Raw genomic sequence first — 26,213 nt, forward strand, 5'->3', positions numbered from 1 at the left:
AACAAGTCATGATTATTGATAACGGTTGATAATTAAGCCGTTATTGTACAGCTTCAGAAGCTGGTTCTTTATTGACTTTCTCAGCATCTGTGGCTTTGGCCTCTTTTTTTGATCCAAGCTTTTCTTCACGAATTTTAGCTTCGATTTCTTGCGCAATCGCAGGGTTTTCTTTTAAGAACAGCACAGAGTTGGCTTTACCTTGACCGATTTTTTCGTCGCCATAGCTATACCAAGAGCCTGCTTTACCAACCGCGCCAATCTCAACACCCAAGTCAATCACTTCGGCTAAGTGGTTAGTACCTTCACCATAAGTGATCTCAAACTCTGCTTGGCGGAAAGGCGGTGCCATTTTGTTTTTGATGACTTTGACACGGGTTTGGTTACCGATGATTTCATCACCGTTTTTGACCGCACCGATACGGCGGATGTCCATACGCACTGAGGCGTAAAACTTAAGCGCGTTACCACCAGTCGTGGTCTCAGGACTACCAAACATTACACCAATTTTCATACGGATTTGGTTAATAAACACTACCATACAATTAGAGCGTTTGGCATTACCAGTGATTTTGCGTAGTGCTTGGCTCATCAGACGTGCTTGCAAGCCCATGTGAGAGTCGCCCATCTCGCCTTCAATCTCTGCACGTGGCGTTAGCGCGGCGACTGAGTCAATTACAATCATATCAATCGCACCAGAGCGTACCAACATGTCGGTGATTTCAAGTGCTTGCTCACCATTATCAGGCTGAGAAAGTAATAAGTCATCCGTATTCACGCCAAGTTTGCGCGCATAGACAGGGTCAAGCGCATGCTCAGCATCGATAAAGGCGCAGGTCCCGCCCTGTTTTTGACACTCTGCAATCGCTTGTAGAGTCATCGTTGTTTTACCTGAGCTCTCTGGACCATAAATCTCAACGATACGGCCTTTTGGTAGACCACCAATGCCAAGTGCAATGTCCAAACCCAGCGAGCCTGTTGATACTACATCGACATCCATAATAGCTGAATCGTCACCTAAATGCATGATGGTGTTCTTACCAAACTGCTTTTCGATTTGACCGAGTGCTGCTTTAAGGGCTTTGGCTTTATTGTCGTCCATACGGGATTCCTTGTCTTTAGTCATTGGTTAATATTATGAATTTGGTATGATAAATACAATGTTCGTGCTATGAAGGTTAACGGCTCAATAGTGCTGATGGCTATCTAAATAATAGGCAGCTTTTGTCCAGTATCTAGCTAGAGTGAATAGGTTAGAGTATCGATGATATAGACAGTAATATCGAATATATCACTCTACTATACAGTAAAATCGAATAATGATAAAAGTGAAATTAAGTTCGCAATTAATGGCAACAGGTGTAATTTATACGCTACATTATGCTCGTTGAGCATGAACTGTTTTTCTAAAGTACCGTTAATTAGATAAGGTGATTATAACAAAAACCAAGGATCATATAGAGGGTTCGATAATACTAAACGACACTAACTGTCGCATTGTATATATGTGATAACTTGTGTAATCTAGTTGATGAGTACATCCTAATTTTGGATAGGATAATGCTGTCCTTTGTCAATAGTACTAAAAGTTGTCCACAAGAAATAAAGTGTCTAAATTCAGCGTTTGTGAAACATCTGTGAGGATTGTTTTAATTTAAAAATATATTAAAAATATATTACAGTATTATGAAATACATCATAAGATACTGATTTTAAATGATTTTTAAATTGTATAAAAATTGAACGATTTTACCTCATCCTTTGAGCTATCTAGGGAAATTGTTGTCAAGTGCGTACTTATGCACAGGGTTATCCACAGCTTATGGGGAGAACTCATGAATCCCTTATACTATCAATGTTTGAGTGGATAGGTAACCTGTGAGTGTGACGCTGCAATATATTTTTTACTCTTATCTGCAGCGTTATCGATTTGCAGATTCTATGAAAATGGCGATGTTTCACGTATTAAAAAAAATAAATTTTTTTTAATAAAAATAGTTATAGCTTGTCTATTAAGGGTTGTAGCTGAAAAAAATCAAATAATATTGTCATTAGATAATTTGCAAGCACAAAAAAGCGGCTAAATAATTTAGCCGCTATGTAGAAGTCACCAAAGATAAATGAGCCAAATCTAGTCTTTAATATAGATTAAATCCCAAACACCATGTCCACGCTCTAAGCCTCGGCGCTCAAATTTGGTCATTGGACGAAAGTCAGGGCGGTTGGTAAAGTTATCTGCGCCCGCTTGATTGGTTAAGCCAGTAAAACCATCTAAAACTTCAACCATCCAAAAGGCATAATGCTCCCAGTCGGTTGCTGTGTGGAACCAGCCGCCTTGTTTTAGACTACGAGTCACAATCGCCATGCGCTCAGGGCTGACAAAACGGCGTTTGTAATGGCGCTTTTTTTGCCATGGATCAGGGAAGTAAAGCTGGATGCGATCAATATGGTTTTCTGGTAGTTGCTTGAGCAATTGAATGGCATCACCGTTGATGATTTTGACATTGGTTAGCGCTTGCGTACCTGCCATATAGGCGCATTTACCGATACCTGGCTCGTGCACTTCGACACCAACGAAATTGCGGCTAGGTTCGGCTGCTGCCATCTCAATGAATGAATCACCCAGTCCAAAACCAATCTCTAAAGTAAGCGGTGCTTCACTACCGTTAGGGCTATCAGCGAATAGCATTCGTAGATTGTCGATACCATCAAGATCACCATCACCGAAACTGTTATTAACCAGATACTCGGCAAATTCTGGCGCAGTCAGTGCCAGTTCGGCATTTTTATTCATGTGCGTACGTCGTTTCATAAAGGTGTTGACGATACGTAGATGCTTACTTTCCTCAGGCTCAATATCATTACTAGCACTGGCATCAATGTCAGTATGAGTAAGACTTTCGGAGTTGGTGCTGAGGGTTTCTTGCTCATCGGTAGTACTCGTACTATCGATGTTATCATTAATATCAGGATGTTGACTCATAGGATTGACAAGGCTTCATAAAATGGGTGATGTACGCTTATTATAAGTTAAATCTATACAGCTGTGAACGGACAATGCTTTTTTAATATTATTATCGTTCATCCAGCATAAAAAAGTGAAAGTGTTGATCTTGTTTGACGTATCACATATAGATCTGCATTCGGCTGCCTTGACTCTCTTTTACATTGAATCAACGGTATTTATCTGTCGTTTTACTATTCTGCACATCAGTTTTGGCGTTATCATACAACTGCGTAATAGATTTAAATTTTTCTTCATAGTCAATAGGATTCATCACTATGCTATTTATCGAGACGGATTCGCCACCCCCTTTTTACCAAGAACAGCTGACTCCTGCTAAGCGTACACAACTCGATAAATGGTTCATCGGTCATCGTAGCCAGCACTATTATCTGAAACGTTTTGAGCAGTTCGATGCGCAAGGTTATCTGTCGCCAAAATGGCATTGGGCAGCATTTTTCGTAACCTTTCCTTGGCTCCTTTATCGTAAACGCTATATGGATGCGATTGTCTATAGCGTGGCAGGCTGGTCGTTTATCCAGCTCAATGTGGCACTGGTATTGGTTGCTTTTGAATTTTTGGCGATGTCTTTTATCCCTGATGCTTACCAAATGGCGACACGCATAGGTATTGCCGCGCTCATTTGGTTATTTTGGTCATTTATGGTGGCGCGTTGGACGGATGCTTATTATTACCGCATGGCGCGGCGTGAGATTGCGGATGCTATCAATGATTATCCGCGCGATGAAGCAGCGCAAAAGGCGTATCTGCGCCGAGAAGGTGGGGTCAGTTTATTTGGGTTAGGATTGGGGTTTGGTATTTTTGCCTTTGCTTTAATGGTAATTAAGGTACAGTTTTTGCCAATTATTGCTAAGCCAAAAGCCAATGAAGTGCTGTTCGATGCGTATGACACAGCCAAAACAGCACAAAATCGTGTGGCGCTGATTTATCAACAGACAGGGCAATGTCCAATTAATTTGCCTATTGATACAGGCACTCAGCAGATACGAATTGATATCGATAGCAAAGCCGCTGGTGTAGTAAAAACGGATTGTGCAGTGATTGCGACCATCCAAAATATTCAGTTCCCTATCCGCTATCTAAATCAGCAGACACTGGTTTTTTATCATGTGCCAGACAGCGATAATTGGAACTGTATAAGTTCGCTAAATAAAAATCTGGCACCTGCAAGCTGTATGCCTGATTAACATATATAAATACTTAAGTGTTAGAGTCAGTTGTAATGTCATCCTTTTTATCAACAGGTGTTGCTTTACTTTTTAGTGCGTCATAAAAATCCGTTAAGTCCATTTTACGGGCTTTATCAATGTCTTCATCAAATAAGCTTTCTAGCTCCGCCATGGCTGATTGTGCAGATTCAATCATGCTGGCTTCATCATCATAAATCGCTTGCTGACGTTCAATTAAATCATCGTCATAGTCACGGAAAGTTTGCACCGTCTCGCGCGCTTTTTCTGGTGAGATGCCAAGCAGTTGTAGCGACTCACGTGACATATCCAAGGACGATAGGTAGGTCTCACGCCAAATATGACGCACACCGACCTCACGTAATCGATAATAATGCTGACGGTCACGTGCCCGTGCCAAGACAATCAAGTCTGGATAGTTTTTACGTAAGTATTGAGCCGTGGTGATAGAGCGCTCTAAATCATCGATGGCCAAAATGAACACACGGGCTTTTTTGATACCAGCCGCGCGTAATATCTCAGGGTTTTTTGGATCGCCATAATAGACTTGGTTACCAAATTTACGAACGAAATCGACGCGATTCGCTGAGCGTTCGATGGCAGTAAACTCAATATTGTGCATGCGTAGTACACGACCGATAATCTGACCGACGCGCCCAAAGCCAGCAATAATTACTTGATGTTCATGATCGGGAATGGCATCGTATTCTCGGCTGGGTTTGCTTTTGGCAAATAAAGGCTCACCGATTTTCTCAAGTAATAAAAATGCGAGCGGTGTGAGCGCCATGGAGATAGTGACGATAAGGTTCAGGGTATTGGCAAGCTCGGGTCGCAAGACGTTTTGAGCAGTAGCGACACTGAATAAAACAAAAGCAAATTCACCGCCTTGAGCGAGCGTCACACCCAGTCTGATACTGGTTGGCCAGCGATTACCTGATATCTTTGCAATGGCGGTAATGACACCGAATTTGATGGCCATCAATGCCATTGCACAGCCGATGATAAAGATAGGTTTTGCCAAAATGAGTTTGACATCGGTTAGCATACCGACTGACATAAAAAACAAGCCGAGTAGCAATCCTTTAAACGGTTCAATACTGGCTTCTAACTCATGGCGATACTCAGAATCTGCCAGTAATACCCCTGTCAAAAAAGCACCCAATGCCATTGATAGACCAATTTGCCCCATCAAAATAGACACGCCCATGACGATAAATAGCGCAACGGCGGTCAGCAATTCTGATGCACCACTAGATGCTACAAACTTAAAGAAGGGACGAACGACATAACGGCTAGCGAAAATCAGTCCAGCAAAAACCGCGAAAACTTTACCAAAATAAATCAAATCATAACTTTGTTCGCGCACCCCTGACAAGAAAGGAATGACGGCTAATAAAGGAATGACGGCAATATCTTGGAATAATAAAATCGTAAACGCTTCACGACCGTGGGTGCTAGAAAGCTGCTGTTTCTCCGTTAGGATTTGTAGTACAAAAGCTGTGGACGACAGGGCGAGGCCAAAACCGACAATAAAAGCAGTATCCAGTTGTAGAGCAAAAAATTGATGTAACAGCCACATTAATAGTGTGCCAGTCAGACCTACTTGCAAACCACCAAGGACAAATATCGAGCGCCGCAGTGCCCAAAGCCGCGAGGGTTGCAGCTCAAGCCCGATAATGAATAGCAGCATGACCACGCCAAACTCAGAGAAGTGTAACAAGCTCTCAGCGTCGCCTGCGACGTCTAGTCCACTGGGCCCCAATATCAATCCTGTAATGAGATAACCTAAGACCGTCGCAATGCCAAAACGTTTACCAAGGGGTACAAAGAGCAGGGCTGCTCCCAAGAAGATTGTAGCTTGTAACATTAAATTTGGTGAGCCGGTGGCGGCAGCGAACATCTGGAATCCTTAGCAGTCATGATAAAATAAGCAATACAATACGGGTATGGCAGTAAGAAAAAAATCTTAGCATACGTTATTTTTTACGATAAATCTTCCACACACCATTATCGGCAAGTGGGTTATTATAAGCATCGTTACGGCGCTTTCGCGGGGTCTGGCGACTGTCTACGATTTTGAAGTCGGGCAGAGCATGAACGATAAGCCCCGTCCGATAAAAACGTACGCGCTCAGGCTCCAGCATCTCGCCCTTGCTATCACGGCAAAATACATAAGCGCGCAAATCAATGAATTCACGATGCGCCACCAAACGCGCCTCATCATCATTATCAAATACTGCGCTCATACGCGCAATTTCATCAGTACTATAATCGCCACACTTATCCGTAAGCGCGCCGACTGAACCAAAGCTTTTGGATTCTTTTGCTCGGGTCTTGGTCAGATGTAGCCTTTGAACATGATAGATAAATTGCGGTATCTCAAGGCTGGCTGGCAGCGGCAGATGATCGGGCGGCAGGTTTGCTGCAGGATAAAACGCCATGGCGCGTTCAAGCAATGTCTGCCAACGCTGCTGGTATGCTTGGACTTCGGCTAGATTGCCTTCATAAATCGGCATATCACGAATTTGACGCAAAATATCGGGCGGAAACTGCTCATTTCGAAAGCTAGCAATGTCTTCTTGCAGTGTTGATAGCAATGATTTGGCATGCTTTTTACCCTCTGCTGAGATAGGGTCATCAATGTAGCTTGGAGCAACGAAAGGAGCTGAGCGTCTCGACATGGCAAAAGGTCATCAATTGGTTATGAGTAGGGTCTTTAAGTCCTAAGTATACAGAATTTATATTAAAAATATGGCGGCGTGGCTGAATTTTCCATCATTTTTAACAAGCTATTACAATGAAAAAAGCCAGCGTGATATAAATTGATTCAAGACACAGTCTGTTCATTTATCTATAGTTACTTACTTTGAGTGGTTGATATACCTCTCAATAGACAGCGTTGAATGAATTATCGAGACTCACTGCTTAGGAGTGTTTCTGATGAACAATCGTCCGTCGCTACCCGTCATAAATGGCGTGACTGATTGAAAGTATGTGGTGAAATAATATTAAGAATGATCGTGGCAGGAATGGCGCTAGCAGTGGGATTTTGGTTGCTGCATGCGTAAAATATGGCCCCCGCTTATTTGACACCTATCATGACTGATGCATGAGATTTTTGAATTCGAATGACGTTCTTAGAATTGGGGTTAGGTATCCGGTTAATAACAGCGCTTTGACTAATTTAGTGCATACAGCGTTATTATTGCCGTCACTTGATAAAACGTCGCCAATCATAGGCGACGTTTAAATGGATATTTAAATGAAGGATAGTATTTTCAATGTTTAATGTCTGATTTTCAATGTCTCATGCTTAATGATTGTGACCAATGTGACTGTTATTATCTGTTTGTTGTTCTGAGATATCGCAGACCAGCGCATCGCTATGTGCCTCAGTCTGAGGGTGCGATGCGCTTTCTACCTGTATGGTCGCATGATGAATACCAAGCGTGAGCAAGCTTTGTTCTAAATTGGCAATCAATATGCTTGATTCATGAATATTCATCTCGCCATCGACAACAACGTGACAAGATAAGGCATTTAGACCACTGGTAATACTCCAAATATGCAAATCATGGACTTTTTGCACTTGCGGATGGGCAAGTAGTTTTTCTTCGATATCCACCAAGGATATGCCTTCTGGCGTGCCTTCCATCAAAATATGTACGGAATCACGCACAACGCGGTAACCACTAAATAAAATCAGTATGGCGACAATCACTGAGGCCACTGCATCTGCCCAAACCCAGCCAAAGCTCATCATCAAAAGTGCGGCAACAATAGCGGCAACTGAACCCATTAAGTCACTTAATACATGCAGGTAAGCACTTTGCATATTAAGGTTGACTGGTTCTTTTCCCTCATTTTTCCCTTGACTATCCTCGTGACTACCACTGTGACTTTGACCATGCGTATCTCCATCGCGACTGCCGCGATGCATCATCCAAGCGACCAAAATATTGACTAGCATACCGATAGTGGCCACGATAAGCATGCCTTGGGTAGCAATTTCAGGCGGTGAATTGAAACGTTTAATCGCCTCATAAAAAATCATTAGCGCAATAATGACCAGCGTCGCACCATTGACTGTCGCGACTAAAATCTCAAAGCGCTTGTAGCCAAACGTCTTTTGGTGAGTAGCTGCTTTTTCACCAATCTTAAATGCCATCAAAGTAGCACCAAGTGCCACGGCATCACTGAGCATGTGACCCGCATCAGATAATAGCGCCAAACTGCCAGTCAGCCAGCCACCGATAGCTTCAATAAACATATAGCCAGTGATAATGATAAAGCTGAACAGTAAGGTGCGTTGATAACCTTTAGTGTCTCGCGGGGCTGTTGTTTGCTCTAAGTGCCTATTATGACCGTGATTTTGAGTGGCTTGATGGTCATGAATGTGGCTGCTTTCATCATTTTTATGCAGATGATTAGACACATTAACAGTATCACTCTGATGAGAATGATTGTCTTGTTTAGGGTTTGAATTTTTTTGATTCATAACAACAATACTCAAGCTTGCTTTGATTTAGATTAAGTAACGAATATAATTTTAGGATTTGTGCGAATAGACTTTATAAAAAGTAAATAATAAATTCTTGCAAGATACATCAAGCGATCATTTATGAATCTAACATAGTCCGATATTAGAAACTGTAACGACGAGGTACAATAATGCAGGTCAGATACTATTTATCGAAAACAGCAGGCTGTGATTTGTATAAATGCAAGACGCTGAGGTTACCAACCGACAGGGTCGATATCCAAAGTTAGTTTAAGGTACTTGGCACTGGGCAAAGTTAATACGGGCTGCCACCACTGGCTTAATACATGGTGTAATTGCTGTCGATTTTTGCCTAAAAGTAGCAGTTGTACGTGGTAACGGCTGTTCTTTTTGCTCATTGGTGCATCGATAGGACCCAGTACGACCAGATTATGTCCATTTGGTAGAATAGCAATCGCATCTTTAAGTGCTTGCGTCGTGGCGGTAAGGGTTTTGCCTTCACAGCGTATCAGGGCAGCATGACTGTGTGGCGGTAAACCCATCATTTTACGCTCTTGCAATAGCTCGCGAGCAAAGGATAAATAACCATCTTTTACCAGTTTTAATAGTAACTCATTATCTGGTTGCAGCGTCTGAATGAGCACACGACCAGATTTATCACCGCGACCAGCACGTCCTGCGACCTGAATCATGAGCTGTGCGGTATGTTCCGGCGAGCGAAAGTCAGCGGATAAGAAACCACGATCAGCATTGGGCAAGCAGACGAGCGTAACATTGGGAAAATGATGACCTTTGGCGACCATTTGTGTGCCAACCAAGATGGCAGGATTGCCTTGATTAATACGTTGATAAATATTCTCCCAGCTGTCTTTACGTCTGGTCGTATCGCGATCGATTTGAATAATGGGATAAAGCACTTTACTGGTTTGTGGATTGGCAAAAATCGCATGCAGGTTTTCGCTGAGCCTTGTTGTTCCCATACCTTTGGCATCCAAATTTTGACTGCCACAGTCCGGGCAAACTGTCGGAATATAAGCTTGCCAGTCGCAGTGGTGGCATTTTAAATAGGAGCTACTATAAGCGTTGTGTTGGGATTGGCTATTATAATGAACGGTTAAATGCGCGTCGCAGCGCGGACAATCTGCCTGCCAACCGCAAGCTTCGCATAGCAAAACTGGCGCATAGCCGCGACGATTTAAAAATATTAATACTTGATCGCCCGCTTCTAGCGTTTGCCGTATCGCCCCAATAAGCGCATCGGTCAGCCCAGTATCATAGCGCGCGCCGTCGTCCGTCGTTTGCTGATGAGTACTTTGCAGGCGCGCATCAATCAGCTGCATGGTTGCAGGCTTCGCATTACCTGGACGAGTTTGTAGTAGGCACTCCACCAGCTTACCATCATCGACCAGTTTTAGATGCTCAAGAGAAGGGGTAGCAGTACCCAATACAACGGGAATATTGGCTTGTAGCCCGCGATAAAGCGCCACATCGGCAGCATGATAGCGCAACGTATCTTGCTGCTTATAAGAGCCATCATGCGCTTCATCAACGACAATTAAGCCCAAATCTGCAAAAGGATATAGCACCGCTGAGCGCGTGCCGATGATGATTTGAGCGTGACCAGTACGGCAATCTTGCCAGCCTTGTAAGCGATGAGTATTGTTCATACCTGAATGTAGCAGGACAATGTGAGCGGCAAAGCGACTGGCAAAACGCGCGCGCGTTTGCGGTGTCAATCCAATCTCTGGTACCAAAATCAACACCTGCTTGCCAGCTTCCAATACGGCTTGCATCGCTTGTAGGTAGACTTCTGTCTTGCCACTGCCAGTGATGCCATTTAATAAAAACCCCGTGTAGAGATTGGCTTCATGAGCAGCAATAATAGCGGTAACGGCGAGTTGTTGCTCGTCATTGAGATCAAGGGGCAATTTTGCTAATTTAACAGGAGCAGGTGATTGTTTGGGCTGAATATAGCGCTCGATTAAACCTTTGTCTTCCAGCGCTTTTAAAAAACTCCTCTCCATGCCTTCTAGCAATAAAACATCTTCACTCGCGCCGCGCTCGCCATGCAGCTTAAGCATATCAAATTGTTGTTTTTGTTTTTTGGCATTGGCACGAAAGTCATCGTCGCTTACCTGCGGCAAAATTCGCCAATGGGTAATCAGTAAATCCAGTGGCTTACCTTGACGAACGAGAGTTGGCAACATGACTGCTAAAACGTCACCAAGAGGGTAGTGATAATAATGCGCCAGCCAGTGTGCCAGCTTTAGCATACTGGTCTCTAAAATAGGTTCAGCATCTAAGCATTTATTGATAGGTTTTAGCTTATTGAGTGGCACGCTGCTATTTGCTTCTGGAATATGAGCGACGACGATACCGATTAAAGTTTGACGACCAAAGGATACTTCGACACGGCAGCCAATATGTGGCAAAGAGGGGCTTGATAAGGCGTTTATATCTACTGGTACGCTATAGTCAAATACCCGATAAAGGGGCACGGGTAGAGCAACTTGTACCAACATAGCATGCACCCCAGTTTTAGGTAGATAGTTTTAAAATAAATAGCCGTTAGATAAGCAGCTTGTAGATATCTAGATCGTAATCTTGATGAGAATAATAGCAGTAAGCCCAAATAGTGATATTTGGGCTTACTCTGGCATTACTTTTTAGCAGTGGCTTTTTTGAGGTAACGGTTTGAGAATTAAGTACATTGATGTATTAAGCCTTAGCATTTACATGATGATATAGCTTAAGTTACTCAATATATAAAATTGACTCAATCTCGACCACACCGCCTTTAGGTAGGGCAGCTACTTGGACGGCTGCACGGGCAGGATATGGCTCGCTTAGATTGGCAACGAACACTTCGTTTAGTGCCGCAAAATCATTCAAGTCTGTTAGTGACACGTTAAATTTAACCACGTCATTTAAGCTGCCGCCTGCCGCTTCACAGATGGCTTTGATATTTTCAAAAACCTGCTTTGCTTGTGCTTCAAAGCCTTCTTTTAGCTCCATGGTATCAGGATCAAAACCCAACTGTCCTGAAATATAGACAGTATTACCGACTTTGACGGCTTGCGAATACGTGCCAACGGCAGCAGGGGCTTTATCAGTTTGAATGGTTTGACGAGTCATATTATATCCTTTTTGTCTTTTTCTGGTTTGGTAGGTAAAGGCGTATCATTCATCATTTACATTTTGGTTTTCATCATGCAAATGATGACACGCTCTACGTTTATTTGCTAAAAATCAAAAAATACAGTTTATCATTGTTTCAGGTCTTTCTAAATCCATCATCCAGCGTTTTATTGAGTGAGTGTTGGTGGCAGTTTATTACGCGCACTACAGCCTATTACGCACACTACAGCTGATATAGCCTGATGATGTTTGGGAAACCCAGTAAGGAGCGTAGCTCACGGATGCCTTGTGCTAGATGATTGCGGCTACGAACGATGATATGAATAATGGTATCACTGCTACGCACATCTACTTTTTCTACCCCTATATTTAATTGGCGCAAATGATAGATTACTTCAGTAATTTGTTCGTCGCTGAGGGCAATAGATAGCTTCAAATAAGCCGGAAAGCGAATCTTTCCAGTATTTTTTATGTCATGCTCGCCAGCTTCACCTTGCTTTACCGCATTATCATTGCGCCAGCGCAGTTGAATGACTTGGTAAGGATTGTCTTTACGAATATCATCAAGTGAGAAGCATTTGTGTCGATGAACAACCAGACCATGACGGGACAAATGACCGACGATAGGGTCCCCATAAATAGGGTGGCAACAATTGGCAAAATCAAGCTCAACCCCAGAAGCATTGACTATCAGCTGTTGCGGTTGGGTCATATCATCGCTGTGTTCTTGTGCTTGTAAATCATTGACTTCATCGCTAAACAAGCGAGTCACTACCAGCTGTGGTAGTAACGTGCCAGAGCTTATCTGCTCAAATAGCTCGGATTTTTCGGTCAAGCCACGCCATTCAGTGAGGTTCTTCCAGTCACTATCAGTCAAATCATCGAGACTTTTTTGATAGGTTTTTAGCGCCCGATCTAAGGCCTGCTGACCATGGTGTTGCTTATCAGCAGGGGATAAGTCTTTAAACCAGCGCAAAATTTCTTCACGCGCTTTATTGGTCACGACAAATCCTAGCCATTCTGCTTTTGGTTCTGAGTGGCTATTGACTTCTATCTCAACCAGCTGACCATTCTTAACGACGGTGCCAAGCTTGGCTTTTTTACCATCGATATTGGCTCCGACGGCCACATTGCCGACCATAGGTCCAACAGCGTAAGCAAAGTCTAGTGCAGTTGCGCCTTGCGGTAGCTCATAGGCACGACCCTTTGGACTATAACAGATGATTTTACTGGAGTGTAGGTAATCCATCAGCTCATTAATCGTAGAGACCGCCGCTGAAAAGTCTGGGCTATTTTCATCTAGGTTGTCTTCATCGACTAAGTCTTTCATATTGCGTAATGAGGCTTGGATAACCGATTGGCTAACGTCTGAGGCATGCTCTGCACCGATGACACCAAGACGAGCTGCGCTTTGCATCTGTTTGGTCAAAATAGTCACTTTGACGACATCGTTATCACGCTCATAGATAAGCGTGAGCGATTGATTGCCGCCCGGTAGCGGACGACGAATATTATCAGCGATATGAGTATCATCGATTTGATATTTTTTAATCAGATAATAAGCCAGTTTGTCACACGCTTCGATATTATCTAGGACAATCTCGAAGGCATAATGACGGAGTAGGGCATTGATTTCACCGCGATTGCGGAAAAACTGACGGTAGATAACCACGCGATTGTCTAAAACTTTGACCAGACCATTCAACCCCAAATTATTGAGGACAATACTCAAATAGCGATGAATGGCCTCTCTTTGGAAGTTACGCCCAAGCCCGTGTTGTAGCAGCTTATCAGACAGTTTGTTGTACATGTCAGAATCAAGGTTACGGTAACAGAGCACTTCGATATAATCGGCAATATCGTTAAGACCCATCAGCCGTGCAAACGGTACATAAAAATCCAATGTTTCTTGTGCTGTGGTGCGTTGTTTTTCGGGGCGTACTGCATCCAGTGTGGACATATTATGTAAGCGGTCAGCAAGCTTGATAATTAATACGCGTGGGTCAGCAAGGGTGGCTGTCAAAATTTTATGAAAGGTGGCTGCTTTGTTTTGCTGTTTATTGTGTGAGGACGACTTTAGCTTAGTCACACCGTCGACCAGTCTCGCCACTATTTTGCCATAGCGCTGCTCAATCTGCTCATCGCTCACCTCGGTGTCTTCGACCGTATCATGCAAAATCGCTGCAATAATCGTATCTCGATCCAAACGAAAACCTGCCAGTATCTCAGCGACCGCAATCGGGTGCGTGATATAAGGCTCTCCTGATTTACGCTTATCTTTGATGTGCGCAATATCACCGAACTCACAGGCATCAATAATATCACGGCGTTCAGCAGCAGTGAGATAACCTACTGAGCGCAGCAAATTATATTGAGCTTCATCGACTAGATGATGACTGAGTTTGGGTAAGGTTTGACTCATAAAGTAACGATCCTATTTTCCATTACCTATTTGCCTGACTGTCTATCGAGGTAAATGGTGACTGAATGAATGCTGACCTATGAAAAAATAGGTAGGCCATCCTCTAATTAATCGTAAATCGCATTCAATGTCAACTGCTAAGCGAGCAGGCGCTATAAAAGTTTAGAAATTCTAACTCAATGGTAGGTTTTTAGGTATAAATGGTGACTAAAACAGCCAAAACAATATCACAGCCAACTGCCATTACAACCAAAAAACCACAGCCTATGCTGTGGTCTCTCGTCAATACGTCATCACTGTGTGTATTTATCTTATAAAGCAGTTGTCAGCTTTATAGTTTTCATACGATAAACCTTCAATGCTGTATCTTAATAATACAGTGTCTTAAAAACTATGATCGCCTGACAGTGCCAAATCTAATGAACTGGTGGCAAAGTTGTGCTCTGGCTGATTTAGGATATCGCGAGTGATTTTACCAGCGGCAATTTCACGTAATGCCAATACCGTAGGCTTGTCATTATCAACATCAACCAATGGTTCTGCGATACCTTTGGCCAATTGACGTGCGCGTTTGCTTGCCACTAAAATCAGTTCAAAGCGATTATCAACATTATCCAAACAATCTTCAATCGTCACTCGTGCCATATATAGCTACCTCGGTTGTTTTTATTAGTCACGGAGCTTGCCCGCCACTCAATAAAAATAATATCAAAATATAAAGGGGGATAGCGAGACATTATAGCATTTTTTGCCCAGTCGCGTAGTTGCTTTTTGCGTGTCTATTAATAAGTGCTTATCGATTGAGCTGATAGCGACGTTCTACCCTTGGTTTACTCTTCTACATTATTGCTGAGTAAATTGCTGATGGTGCGATGATAACGCTGCTGTTGACGCTTAAGTGTCTGCCTGTCCGCCACAATAATGGCTTTTAGCTCAGTCAAAGCGACTTCAAAACTATCGTTGATAATGACATAATCAAAATTGACATACTGTGCCATTTCAGTCACTGCGCCGGCTAGGCGTTGTTCTATCACTTCCATAGTATCTTGCCCACGCGTCGATAGGCGTTGACGTAAGGTTGAAAGGCTTGGCGGTAAAATAAAAATCATAATCGCTTCAGTAAAGATTTTTTTGACTTGCAGTGCGCCCTGCCAATCAATCTCTAAGATAACATCGACCCCTGCTTCTAACTGCGTCCGCACGCTTTGCTCTGAGGTGCCATAGTAATTACCAAAGACCTCAGCATGTTCTAAAAACTTGTTTTCACCGATGGCAGTCACAAATTTGTCGACGTCGGTAAAATGATAATGATGACCATCAATCTCGCCAGGACGCGGCTCGCGTGTGGTATGTGACACACTGACGGTTAAGTCATTAGTTGTGGCAAGTAGCTGCTTTACCAATGAGGTTTTGCCCGTACCTGAGGCGGCGGTAATAATAAATAATGAACCTGTCATACAATTTGTCCTAATGGAATGTGTCTTAGTAAAATCTGTGCGAGTAAAAGAGCAAAAGCTGTTTTAGTAAACGGCTAAAAACTGGTAAAAAGAAAAATCGCCATCATGTATGGCGATAGAAGTTGTCATTGATGCACTATTATAAATGCTTTTTTGGCTTTTATTTTAATTAAAGCTGCTATTGGCCAGTCGTTATGATCGAAGCAGCATAAAGGTGGCATAGGACGACTTAGCATAAATCACGTTTTTGGTGCATTAAGTGCAGTTAACGATGCCACTATGGATAAATACTTTGAACGTATGAATATGTGTGTGCTTCTAGTTAAAACAGGCTCTAGTACCGTGCTATTTTCAAAGGCAATAAAAGCAAATTATGCTAAAGTAGCGTAATGAATTCATCCCAATTTTTGAATTAAAGCTTTTGACATTAATGTTGTGTATTTAAGCTTTAATAATAAATTATCTAATGATAGGCCCTCTTATGCAAATTTATCTTGCCAATCCACGTGGATTTTGTGCTGGTGTGGATCGCGCGATTGCGATTGTGAACGAAGCACTGACACGTTTTGAGCCGCCCATTTATGTCCGTCACGAGGTGGTACATAATAAATTTGTCGTCTCTGATTTGGCCAATCGCGGTGCGGTCTTTGTTGAAGAACTTCATGAAGTGCCAGATGGCTCTATCGTTATTTTTTCCGCTCATGGTGTGTCAAAAGCCGTCGAAGATGAGGCTGAGCGCCGCGATTTGACCGTATTTGACGCCACCTGTCCGCTAGTCACTAAAGTACATATCGAAGTTGCTAAATTTGCGCAAGAGGGTATGGACGCAATATTGATTGGGCATGCTGGACATCCTGAAGTGGAAGGGACTATGGGGCGCTTTAACCGTCGCCATGGCGGCCACATTCATTTGGTTGAAAACGAAGCCGATGTTGCAGCATTGAGCGTACAAAATGCTGAACGTTTGGCATTTGTTACCCAAACCACCTTATCTATGGATGACACAGCGCGCGTCATCGATGCGCTGCGTGAAAAATTCCCTAGTATTCAAGGTCCGCGTAAAGACGATATCTGTTATGCCACTCAAAACCGCCAAGATGCGGTGAAAGACTTAGCCAGCCGCTGTGAGGTGGTCTTGGTAGTCGGCTCGCCCAATTCATCAAACTCTAATCGTCTGCGTGAGCTGGCTGAGCGGATGAATTGCCGTGCATATTTAATCGACAATGCCAGTGAGATGGATAAAAGTTGGTTGGATGGTGTGCAGAGTATCGGCGTCACCGCTGGAGCATCAGCACCTGAAGTACTGATTCAAGAAGTGCTACAGCAGCTGCAAGATTGGGGTGGTGATTTACCGAGTGAGCTGTCAGGCATTGAAGAAAATGTCATCTTCAGTCTGCCTAAAGCCTTGCGTATTCCAGTCACCCAAGTGGGTAAATAGATAAGGCTTTGTACAAGGCATCTAATAGGTAACGTAAAATGAAAAAGCAAAAAAAAGGATTTGTATTGGCAGAAGCCACTCTCGCTGAGGTTAACAAACAATTGAAAGTGAATCTGTTTGTCATCGTCGTGGTGGGATTCGTGCTAGGCAGTAATATTGTGCATTTTATGCAAGAAAAGAATGTTTTTTATGCCGTATTAATTGCCGCGATGGTCATTGCATTATTTTTTGTCATTAAGAGTCGTCAGGTTCTTAAATTAAAACAACAAGAGCTTATTAAATAAACCATAGGACAGTCATGTCAGCTTATTATAAATTTATCAAATGCGAACAGCGAGAAGACGGCGTCAATGTTGCACATTATCAGCCTACTAAACATGCCCAAGGCGCTTGGAATGAGCATGAACAGCATATGGCACCAGCGACAGGATTGCTCACAGCTGAGCTCAATGGTTATGAGCCGCAAGAAAACATGCGTATTGCGCGCATTAGTCTTGATATTTTAGGATTGATTCCACTGGATGATTTTACTATTACCACGCGTTGTATTCGTCCGGGCAAGACTATTGAGCTTATTGAAGCAGTCATGAGCAGTCGCGGCCGTGATGCGATTATTGCGCGGGCATGGCGTCTAATGACCCAAGATACCAGCGAGATTGCAGGCATTGAAGACCAAAAAGCGGCACATAAACCTGAAGAGTTGCCCATTTGGGAAGATATGAAAGGCTGGCCAGGCGGTTTTATTGAGAGCGTGCGCTTGGTCGCTGATGATACGCAGCGTCGCCCTGGCCGCGGTATGGTCTGGATCACCAATGATGTGGAGATGATCGAGGGCGAGCCAACTGATGACTTGGTGCATCTATTGGGCATGGTCGATACGGCCAATGGCGTTGTGCCGCGGCTTGGGCTTGGCTTGTCAGAATTAGAATGGATGTTCCCCAATACAGATTTGCAAATTCATATGCATCGCGCGCCGCAAGGTCGCTGGCTTGGCATCGAAGCGGTGCAACAGTATGGCGCTGATGGCATAGGGCTGACCAGTGCTGTGTTGCATGATCTCCATGGCCCTTTTGGTCGTAGTGAGCAAATTTTGACGATTCGTCCGATGCCGCGTTAACTGCTCAGCGGTATTTGATTTGATATCGTTGATTGGCTTCAAAAAAGTGATGGTAAGGCTGATCGAAAGTGCTTGCGCTGTGAATATTTATCGTTCTTAATAACAGCCATCCTAATAACAACCATTCCAAGAAATAAAACATTTGGATGATTCAAAAGCAAATTAGGTTGTTCTGAAAAAAACCAAAGAATTTAATCAATTAATGATACAAATCAATGGTAATGGGTTGTAATCGTATCTAACCACAAAATATGACTGCCATTAGACATTGCTAACCTATTATCGCAATGACGACACCGCCTTAGGAAACTAGGGCGGTGTTTTTGTTGAATTATGCTTTTTAGCTTGAAATATTCTGCTACGCCCCTATTAGTATAAACAGCTCAGCGATATTCGAAACTGAACTGCTTAATTTGCATCTGAGTAGAGACAGTCGAATGATTGCTATTTTATAATAAGTTTTTGACATAAATTAAAGGAGTTTTTTATGAGTGAACAGACCCCAGCAGACAATAAAAATGTTGATGATATTAATGTTAATAAAGACACTGCTCATGACAGTGCCGCTAATGAAAGCACCCCTGAATTAAAAAAACATACCTTTGAAGCAGAAGTGGCGCAACTGCTACACTTAGTCACGCATTCGCTTTACTCTAATTCGGATATCTTTGTGCGTGAGCTAGTCTCAAATGCCTCTGATGCTTGTGATAAATTGCGCTTTGAAGCGACCAATGATGACAGCCTTTATGAAGACGATGGTGAGCTAAAAATTCGCATTGCTGTCGATGAAGATGCTAAAACCATTACCTTTACCGACAACGGTATCGGGATGAATGAAGCCGACGCCATCGAAAACTTAGGCACGATTGCCAAGTCTGGTACTAAAGCATTTTTAGACAACCTATCTGAATCTCAGAAACAAGATGGTCAATTAATCGGACAGTTCGGTGTTGGTTTCTACTCAGGTTTTATCGTTGCCGATACTATCAGTGTTGAATCGCGCAAAGCTGGCGAGCCTGCGGATAAAGGCGTGCGCTGGGTATCAGATGGTACGGGTAGCTTTACGGTTGAGCCGATCAATAAAGCGACACGCGGCACCGCCATTACTTTGCATTTAAAAGAACAATATAGTGAGGGCGAAGACAGCTATTTAGACCGTGGAAAAATTAAGCAGTTGGTTAATAAATACTCAGACCATATCAGTCTGCCGATTCAGATGCGTAAAGAAGTTTGGCAAGAAGATGTCAAGGAAGATGAGAATGACGACGCACCTGCTAGTGGCGAGATGGTATTGACCGATGAGTGGGAAACCATTAATAAAGCCAGCGCGCTATGGACACGTTCAGCTTCTGAGATTGAAGATGAAGAGTATATCGATTTTTATAAAAATATTACCTATGACATGGACGCGCCACTAGCATGGACGCATAACCGTGTCGAAGGACGTGTTCAGTATACGCAGCTATTGTATATTCCTAAAAAAGCCCCTGTAGATTTGTATACTCGTGAGCAGCAGCATGGTCTAAAGCTTTATGTTAAACGCGTATTCATCATGGATGAAGCTGAGCAATTATTGCCGATGTACCTGCGGTTTGTCAAAGGGGTCATTGATTCAGCTGACTTGCCATTGAACGTTAGCCGCGAGCTATTACAAGAGTCGCGTGATGTGAAATCTATCCGTGATGGTAACGCGCGTCGTATTTTGACTTTGCTTGCCAGTCTAGCCAACAGTGAAGACAGTGATAAGCAAGAAAAATTCGCGCAGTTCTACGCTGAATTTGGTGATGTCATTAAAGAAGGTCTGGGCGAAGACATGGGCAATCAAGAACGTATTGCCAAATTGCTGCGTTATGCAACCAGTACTCAAGATAGTGTGACGACCAGCTTTGAAGACTATAAAGCGCGTATGAAAGACGGTCAAAAAGCCATCTATTATCTAACAGCTGACAATTTAGCGGCAGCAAAGAACAGCCCTCAACTTGAGCTGTTCAAAAAGAAAGGCATCGAAGTTATTTTGATGACTAGCCGTGTTGATGAGTGGGCAATGAACTTCTTGACCTCATTTGATGAGACATCGCTACAAAACATCGCCAAAGGTGCGGTTGATTTGGGCGACTTGCAAGACGATGCCGAAAAAGCTGAAGCTGAAAAAGCTCAAGAAACCATGAAGCCTGTCGTTGATAAGCTAAAAACAGCATTAGGTGAACGTGCCAAAGACGTTAAAGTATCGACGCGTTTGGTTGATAGTCCTGCTTGCTTGGTCGTTGGTGAAGGTGAGTTATCACCACAAATGATTCAAATGCTTAAGCAAATGGGTCAAGATGTGCCAGAAAGCAAGCCGACGCTTGAAGTTAATCCTGATCATCCATTGATTAAAAAGCTTGAAAGTAGTGAGCAATCTGATGTCGATTTTGATAAGCTTGCGCAAGTTATTTTTGACCAAGCATTACTAGCAGATGGCGGTCAGTTAGATGATCCAGCCGCTTATTTAAAACGTGTTAACGAGCTTTTAATGAGATAGCATTGGGTCTTTAATATAGTCATTATTGAAGTAAAAGGAGGTCTTGGATTCAAGACCTCTTTTTTATATGTTCTCAACCCAATTTAAGCGAATTTTACAAATCAGCCTTATCCTCTTGACCGACAATCCGTTACAATCTCGTTAGATTAGCGAGCTAAACTATTTAGTCATATTTTTGGTCTGTGCTATTCGTTTCTTATGATCATCTCATTGTGAATTGAATGTCATATTGATGTCCATACGCTATATAAAAAAATGTGAATTAACGACATTTAGTAGCTGCCACACCAAAAGTCATCATCAACTCACTTTCTTTTCTCGGCTGGCTAGAGGTTTAAGTCTTTGTCACTTGCGTCGTTAAAAACCATATCGCTTCAGCGTTTTTCACTCAATTTCGCTGCCAATATTATTGCAACCTTGTGGATGCTAGTAGGGTCGACGCGCGCGTTTTCTTGGGTAAAACCGACCTTTATTCAATTTGCTGTCTTTGCCCTCTTAGCGCTTGGTAGCAACGTGCTTTTTTCGTGGTTGGCCGCGGAAAATGGCAGTATCTTTAATGAGCAAGGGTTGGTCAGCTACTTGATTTGGCCGATGATAATTTTATTGGGCGGCATCATTTTGGCACGGCGCGCTGGCAATCAAACGCTGATGTTTGTGCCCGTGGTATTGTGGTTAGTGGCTGATACCTTATCTGCACTATTACAAAGCTTGGTGCAGTTTGTGGGCAGTTATGGTTGGTTGCCAGATTGGAGCTATGCGCTTTTACCCATACTGTTTTTAGTGCTGTTTTTATGGCAGACATTAGCATTATTATGGATTTTTTTTCGTCGTCTACGTATACCGTGGTGGGAGCGGGTCATTGTATTGGTAGGTGCAGTCGCACTATTGACGATTTGGCAGCGTAATGTCGCAGACCAACCGATATTTAAGCAGATTCCTGTCGAGCCTGTTTTAGCAGAAGCAGCATTATATGAGCAGCCTCGTTTGCTACAGCAAGCATTAAATAGTATCGATCCTAGCATTTTAGGCAAGACCGACTGGTATTTTATGGGAGTGGCAGGATTCTCTGGTCAAGACGTTTTTCGCTCTGAGATTAATAAAGTGCGTGAGCTGTTCGATGTGCGTTTTGGCACCAGTGGACATTCACTCTCGTTGATCAATAATACCTATAGTTGGCTAGATGAGCCCATCGCCACCAAAACCAGCATTTTGCGTGGATTAAAGAAAATTGGTCAGCAGATGAATGCCGATGAGGATGTGTTATTTCTGACTTTGTCTTCACACGGTAACGAAAATATCATTCAATTAGCAAATCCACCATTGGCAATGGAAAATCTAGACGCCGCATGGTTACGGGAGGCGCTGGACGCTTCAGGTATTCGCTGGCGGGTGATTGTGGTATCCGCCTGCTATTCAGGCTCATTTATCGAAGAATTGGCCTCTCCAACCACGGTGGTGATTACCGCGTCAGCGGCGGATAAGGCATCATTTGGCTGTACCAATACTGCTGAGATGACCTATTTTGGGCAAGCATTTTTCGCTGAAAGCCTGCGTGGCAATACCAGTTTTGAATCTGCCTTTAAGGATGCTCGTTTGCGTGTGAATGAGCGCGAGAGTGCGATGGGTTTTGAACCATCAGAGCCACAGATGGTGATAGGTAGTCTGATGGAGACCGCTTTGCCAGCGTTTGAACAAGTATTGTTTGATAAAACCCGACCACCAGTTGCCAGCATTATCAATGATAGCGATTCTATCGCCATTAATATCGCAGAGGATAGTGCTTCTGATCAGCCAGCGGCTAGTACTGCAATCACTGCCAACTAACAGTAAACCCCAAACCCAAAAATTACGATGAGCCGTATTAAACTTATTTAGTCTAGAATCTGTAATACTGATACTCGCTTTCCTTACTACTCTAATTTTTGTGAATGGTATAATGACTGAGTACTAAGTGCTTTTGGAAAAGTACTAATATTACTTTATCAATGCTTTTTATAAGTCATCGTGTACTTTACTTTGGATAAAAAGGATATCGCTCATGAATAATTCTTATAAACACAGTTTATCTACCAACTCAAAGATCACACAGATCAGCGTCAATCGCTGTTTCGATGGTGAGCAGCATTACTATAGCCATGAGTCGTCATCGACTAAAACGCCGATGACCTTTAGCATTTATATGCCAGATGAAGCGCTTGCTGGTCGACGTTGTCCGGCAATTCTATACTTATCAGGTCTCACTTGTAATGCTGATAACGTCACCCATAAAGCACATTTTCAGCAAAAATGTAGTGAGCTTGGCATCATTTTTATTGCACCTGACACCTCTCCTAGAAGTAGTGAAGGCAGTGATAGCAATGAAGTGCCCAATGATGAGCGTTATTTTGTCGGTCAGGGTGCAAGCTATTATGTTGATGCGACGCAATCGCCTTGGTCAAAGCATTTTAATATGCAAAGCTATATCGTTGATGAGTTATACGACTTGTTACGCTCTGAGTTTCCTATCCATAGCATCGGTGTCACAGGTCACTCGATGGGCGGTCACGGAGCATTACTATTGGGCTTTAAGTTTCCAGGAAAATTCGTCAGTGTCTCAGCATTATCGCCTGTCTGTGCGGCCAGTGAGTCGGCATGGGGACAAGCCGCTTATACGGAGTACTTCGGCGATGATAAATCACGATGGGCGCAGGCAGATGCCGCGCAGATGATTGAAAGATCGGGGCAGCAGTATGCAAGTATCTTGGTGGATCAAGGCGCAGCTGATAATTTTTTAGCAGAGGGTCAACTACAAACCGCTAAATTACAACGCGCTTGTGACAAAGCCAATCAGCCCTTAACCTTGCGTTATCAGGCGGGTCACGATCATAGCTACTATTTTATCCAAACGGTGATTAACGATCATATTGAACATCACTGGCGTATGGCACAAATGAGCTAAGCCCATTATTAAACTGACAGTCTGATAGATAAAATTGACAGTCAGTTAAGCTGATTATTTAGTCAAGCTCACTTATTGATATAAAATAGAAGTTGGCTGAATATCTGCTAAGCATCTTTAAAGGTAAGGTTTTATGGTAAATAATCTGACAGCATCAGTGAGTAGTGGTTTAACTCACACATCGCAAACCGTTCAATCATCGCTTGCGATCATGCAAGCCGATATGGCGGCGGCTCTAAAAAATAATCAGCATGTTGATATTCATACTGGCTCAAATGACAGACAGGTAAGTTCAGATGAGCTTATCGCGACAGCGGTCAATGAAGCGGGTGATAAAGTGCTAGATGACGCGCAAGTCTCACGAGTGATAGAAATGGCATGGGAGGACAGAACGCCGTTTGGCGCGATAGAGCATAGCTATGGTCTCAATGAAGCAGGCGTGATTAAGCTGATGCGCCAATCGCTAAAGCCATCATCTTTTCGCTTATGGCGTCAGCGCGTGAGCAACCGAGCCACCAAGCATCAGGCGAAACGAGGCTTTGATGTCAGTCGCGCTTATTGTAAAACCCAGTATAAGCCGCGCTAGTCATTTAAATACTCAGTGTTATTATTATAGATACGTAGCAGTTATGAACACTGCTAGCAACTCTTTTCTATTTTTATCGAACTTTTATACAAACATACATTAGGTAGCTCAATTATGATTATTCCTTCTAAACCTTATCTTATCGCCCCATCAATACTCTCAGCTGATTTTGCACGTTTAGGTGAAGAAGTTGAAAGGGTGTTGGAATCAGGTGCTGATGTGATTCATTTTGATGTGATGGACAACCATTATGTGCCCAATCTGACTTTTGGCAGTATGATTTGTAAGGCGCTGCGTGATTATGGTATTGATGCACCTATCGATGTTCATCTCATGGTATCACCAGTTGACGGCATGATTGAGCAGTTTTTGGAAGCAGGTGCGAGTGTTATCACTTTTCATCCAGAAGCCAGTGGGCATATTGATCGTTCTTTACAGCTGATCAAAGATGGCGGTGCCGAATGTGGTTTAGTATTGAACCCAGCAACGCCATTACATTATTTAGATTACGTCATGGACAAGGTAGATCAAATCTTACTGATGAGCGTCAACCCAGGTTTTGGCGGTCAGTCATTTATCGAAAGCACTTTAGACAAGGTTCGCCAAGTCCGTCAGCGTATCATCACCAGTGGTCGTGATATCAGATTAGAAGTAGATGGCGGTATCAAAGCCAGTAATATCCGAGCCATTGCCGAAGCGGGCGCTGATATGTTTGTTGCAGGCTCTGCAATATTTAACCAAAAAGACTATAAAGCGGCTATTGATGCTATGCGTGAAGAGTTGGCTTTGGCTAATGGTAACGGATAACAACAGTGTTATGTGATCGATAAATGCGTGCATAAGTCATTTTGGTCATAAAATAATAGTAGTAAAATGTGCTGTATAACAGATAACTATGCATAACGGCAAGTTACGTAAAGGTGAAATATGGACACAAAAAACTCAATCAATTCGTCAGAGTTACCTGAGTCAGAGCAAAGCACTCAGCAGCCAATTCAGGGCGAGACACAGCAACGCAGCTTGGTGCCAAAGGGCATTACCATTGGCTTAGCTGTATTTGCCTTGGTTCTAAGTCTGGCGGGTTATGGCTTTCGGCTAATGGTCGGCGATGACATTGGTGAAGTATTACGTCATGCTGCGGTCATTGTGCCGGCATTTATGCTGGGTATTCCCCTGTTTTTTTGGGTAGGTTCGCGGATACTTAACAAAGTTAAAGGCATGCATATAGAGAGCTGGAATGCTATTAGCTTGGGCTATTTGACGTCTTGTATATCGATGCTATGGTTGATGGGTACTTACAGTTAGCGTTTTATTAGTAGAGATAAAGCTGTTTAATAAGTAGTGCATTGCAATATTTATGATAGGCTGTTTTCTACACAATTTTCAATCATTAAGTCACGCGCTACAAGCGTGACTGGAATTTTACATGAGAATCATACCGACCAATATTGCCAATATTATTTATCCAAAAGACTTACCAAATGGTTTATTTACCAGCTTAATTATCGCCTGTTTGCTGTTAGGACTGGCGTCATTGCGTCATGGTACAGATTTACAAGGTTGGCTCAATGTTATCGAAAACTGGCTGCTTATGCTGTTGATATTTCCGACCGCCACCGCTACTGTAGCCTTACCATTTAAATATCGAGATCCGACATTAGAGTTAAAGCTCATGTATTATCTCGGTATGTTTGTCGCCTTCTTATTTACTGTGGCAAAACTACGCTACTGGCGCTAATACTATCAGCGATAGCACGCCTAAAAAGCTTTTATGTAGAAGACTTATGTGACAAGCCTTGAATTTCAGGACCAAAGCGTCCATTGTATGACTAAGATAGTTTTACCCGTATTACTGTAAAACAATAATGTTGCGACGCGCGATTTTT

21 protein-coding genes are annotated in these 26,213 nt (G+C 43.0%); 11 read left to right on the forward strand and 10 right to left on the reverse strand.

Annotated elements, in window-relative coordinates:
* Positions 1-40: 40 nt before the first annotated feature.
* Together recA and trmB are read right to left on the reverse strand one after the other, a co-directional pair.
* The gene (recA, locus tag JMX93_RS03355) at positions 41-1,099 is read right to left on the reverse strand and encodes a recombinase RecA (RefSeq protein WP_193012517.1); all 1,059 of its coding nucleotides are present in this window, start codon (positions 1,097-1,099) and stop codon (positions 41-43) included.
* Positions 1,100-2,128: 1,029 nt separating this feature from the next.
* Positions 2,129-2,980, reverse strand: a complete 852-nt coding sequence (gene trmB / locus JMX93_RS03360) for a tRNA (guanosine(46)-N7)-methyltransferase TrmB (protein ID WP_499203850.1) — start codon at positions 2,978-2,980, stop codon at positions 2,129-2,131.
* A gap of 299 nt (positions 2,981-3,279) precedes the next feature.
* On the opposite strand from trmB, the gene JMX93_RS03365 reads away from it, so the two are divergent.
* The gene (locus JMX93_RS03365) at positions 3,280-4,209 is read left to right on the forward strand and encodes a DUF2628 domain-containing protein (protein ID WP_499203851.1); all 930 of its coding nucleotides are present in this window, start codon (positions 3,280-3,282) and stop codon (positions 4,207-4,209) included.
* A gap of 13 nt (positions 4,210-4,222) precedes the next feature.
* On the opposite strand, the gene JMX93_RS03370 is transcribed toward JMX93_RS03365, so the two are convergent.
* The 8 genes from JMX93_RS03370 to gmk all read right to left on the reverse strand — a co-directional run bounded on the left by JMX93_RS03370 (position 4,223) and on the right by gmk (position 15,727).
* A complete protein-coding gene (locus JMX93_RS03370) occupies positions 4,223-6,109 on the reverse strand; it encodes a monovalent cation:proton antiporter-2 (CPA2) family protein (protein ID WP_193012520.1) in 1,887 nt (628 codons plus the stop codon).
* A 76-nt stretch (positions 6,110-6,185) separates the two neighbouring features.
* Positions 6,186-6,890, reverse strand: a complete 705-nt coding sequence (locus JMX93_RS03375; RefSeq protein WP_499203852.1) for a hypothetical protein — start codon at positions 6,888-6,890, stop codon at positions 6,186-6,188.
* A gap of 632 nt (positions 6,891-7,522) precedes the next feature.
* Entirely contained in the window at positions 7,523-8,707 is a 1,185-nt protein-coding gene (locus JMX93_RS03380) for a cation diffusion facilitator family transporter (RefSeq protein ID WP_499203853.1), read from the reverse strand.
* A gap of 239 nt (positions 8,708-8,946) precedes the next feature.
* Positions 8,947-11,232, reverse strand: a complete 2,286-nt coding sequence (locus tag JMX93_RS03385) for a primosomal protein N' (RefSeq protein ID WP_499203854.1) — start codon at positions 11,230-11,232, stop codon at positions 8,947-8,949.
* A 232-nt stretch (positions 11,233-11,464) separates the two neighbouring features.
* Complete coding sequence (locus tag JMX93_RS03390; RefSeq protein ID WP_193012524.1) at positions 11,465-11,845, reverse strand: RidA family protein; 381 nt, start codon at positions 11,843-11,845, stop codon at positions 11,465-11,467.
* Between the two features lie 226 nt (positions 11,846-12,071).
* The gene (locus tag JMX93_RS03395; protein ID WP_499203855.1) at positions 12,072-14,270 is read right to left on the reverse strand and encodes a RelA/SpoT family protein; all 2,199 of its coding nucleotides are present in this window, start codon (positions 14,268-14,270) and stop codon (positions 12,072-12,074) included.
* A gap of 384 nt (positions 14,271-14,654) precedes the next feature.
* Positions 14,655-14,915, reverse strand: a complete 261-nt coding sequence (gene rpoZ, locus JMX93_RS03400; RefSeq protein WP_057761396.1) for a DNA-directed RNA polymerase subunit omega — start codon at positions 14,913-14,915, stop codon at positions 14,655-14,657.
* A gap of 185 nt (positions 14,916-15,100) precedes the next feature.
* A complete protein-coding gene (gene gmk, locus JMX93_RS03405; RefSeq protein WP_193012526.1) occupies positions 15,101-15,727 on the reverse strand; it encodes a guanylate kinase in 627 nt (208 codons plus the stop codon).
* Between the two features lie 481 nt (positions 15,728-16,208).
* Between gmk and ispH the strand changes: the two genes are divergently transcribed.
* From ispH to JMX93_RS03455, 10 genes are all read left to right on the forward strand, one after another.
* Positions 16,209-17,165 (forward strand): 4-hydroxy-3-methylbut-2-enyl diphosphate reductase, encoded by a 957-nt coding sequence (ispH, locus tag JMX93_RS03410; protein ID WP_193012527.1) that lies wholly within the window; start codon positions 16,209-16,211, stop codon positions 17,163-17,165.
* Positions 17,166-17,203: 38 nt separating this feature from the next.
* A complete protein-coding gene (locus JMX93_RS03415) occupies positions 17,204-17,449 on the forward strand; it encodes a hypothetical protein (RefSeq protein WP_193012528.1) in 246 nt (81 codons plus the stop codon).
* A 14-nt stretch (positions 17,450-17,463) separates the two neighbouring features.
* Positions 17,464-18,282 carry a thioesterase family protein gene (locus tag JMX93_RS03420; protein ID WP_443215555.1) on the forward strand — a complete coding sequence of 273 codons (819 nt, stop codon included), beginning with the start codon at positions 17,464-17,466 and terminating at the stop codon, positions 18,280-18,282.
* 487 nt (positions 18,283-18,769) lie between these two features.
* Positions 18,770-20,803, forward strand: a complete 2,034-nt coding sequence (gene htpG / locus JMX93_RS03425) for a molecular chaperone HtpG (RefSeq protein ID WP_499203856.1) — start codon at positions 18,770-18,772, stop codon at positions 20,801-20,803.
* A 342-nt stretch (positions 20,804-21,145) separates the two neighbouring features.
* The gene (locus tag JMX93_RS03430) at positions 21,146-22,627 is read left to right on the forward strand and encodes a C13 family peptidase (RefSeq protein WP_499203857.1); all 1,482 of its coding nucleotides are present in this window, start codon (positions 21,146-21,148) and stop codon (positions 22,625-22,627) included.
* Positions 22,628-22,841: 214 nt separating this feature from the next.
* Positions 22,842-23,741, forward strand: a complete 900-nt coding sequence (gene fghA, locus JMX93_RS03435; protein ID WP_499203858.1) for an S-formylglutathione hydrolase — start codon at positions 22,842-22,844, stop codon at positions 23,739-23,741.
* Positions 23,742-24,045: 304 nt separating this feature from the next.
* Positions 24,046-24,327, forward strand: coding sequence for a TIGR03643 family protein (locus JMX93_RS03440; protein WP_499204014.1), 282 nt, complete (start codon positions 24,046-24,048; stop codon positions 24,325-24,327).
* 114 nt (positions 24,328-24,441) lie between these two features.
* Positions 24,442-25,134: a ribulose-phosphate 3-epimerase gene (gene rpe, locus JMX93_RS03445; protein WP_193011812.1), complete on the forward strand. Its 693-nt coding sequence runs from the start codon at positions 24,442-24,444 to the stop codon at positions 25,132-25,134.
* 120 nt (positions 25,135-25,254) lie between these two features.
* Positions 25,255-25,632, forward strand: coding sequence for a hypothetical protein (locus JMX93_RS03450; protein WP_499203859.1), 378 nt, complete (start codon positions 25,255-25,257; stop codon positions 25,630-25,632).
* 121 nt (positions 25,633-25,753) lie between these two features.
* Positions 25,754-26,065, forward strand: a complete 312-nt coding sequence (locus JMX93_RS03455; protein ID WP_193011811.1) for a hypothetical protein — start codon at positions 25,754-25,756, stop codon at positions 26,063-26,065.
* Positions 26,066-26,213: the final 148 nt, after the last annotated feature.

The organism is Psychrobacter muriicola 2pS (genome assembly GCF_904846535.1).
GTDB lineage: Bacteria > Pseudomonadota > Gammaproteobacteria > Pseudomonadales > Moraxellaceae > Psychrobacter > Psychrobacter aquimaris.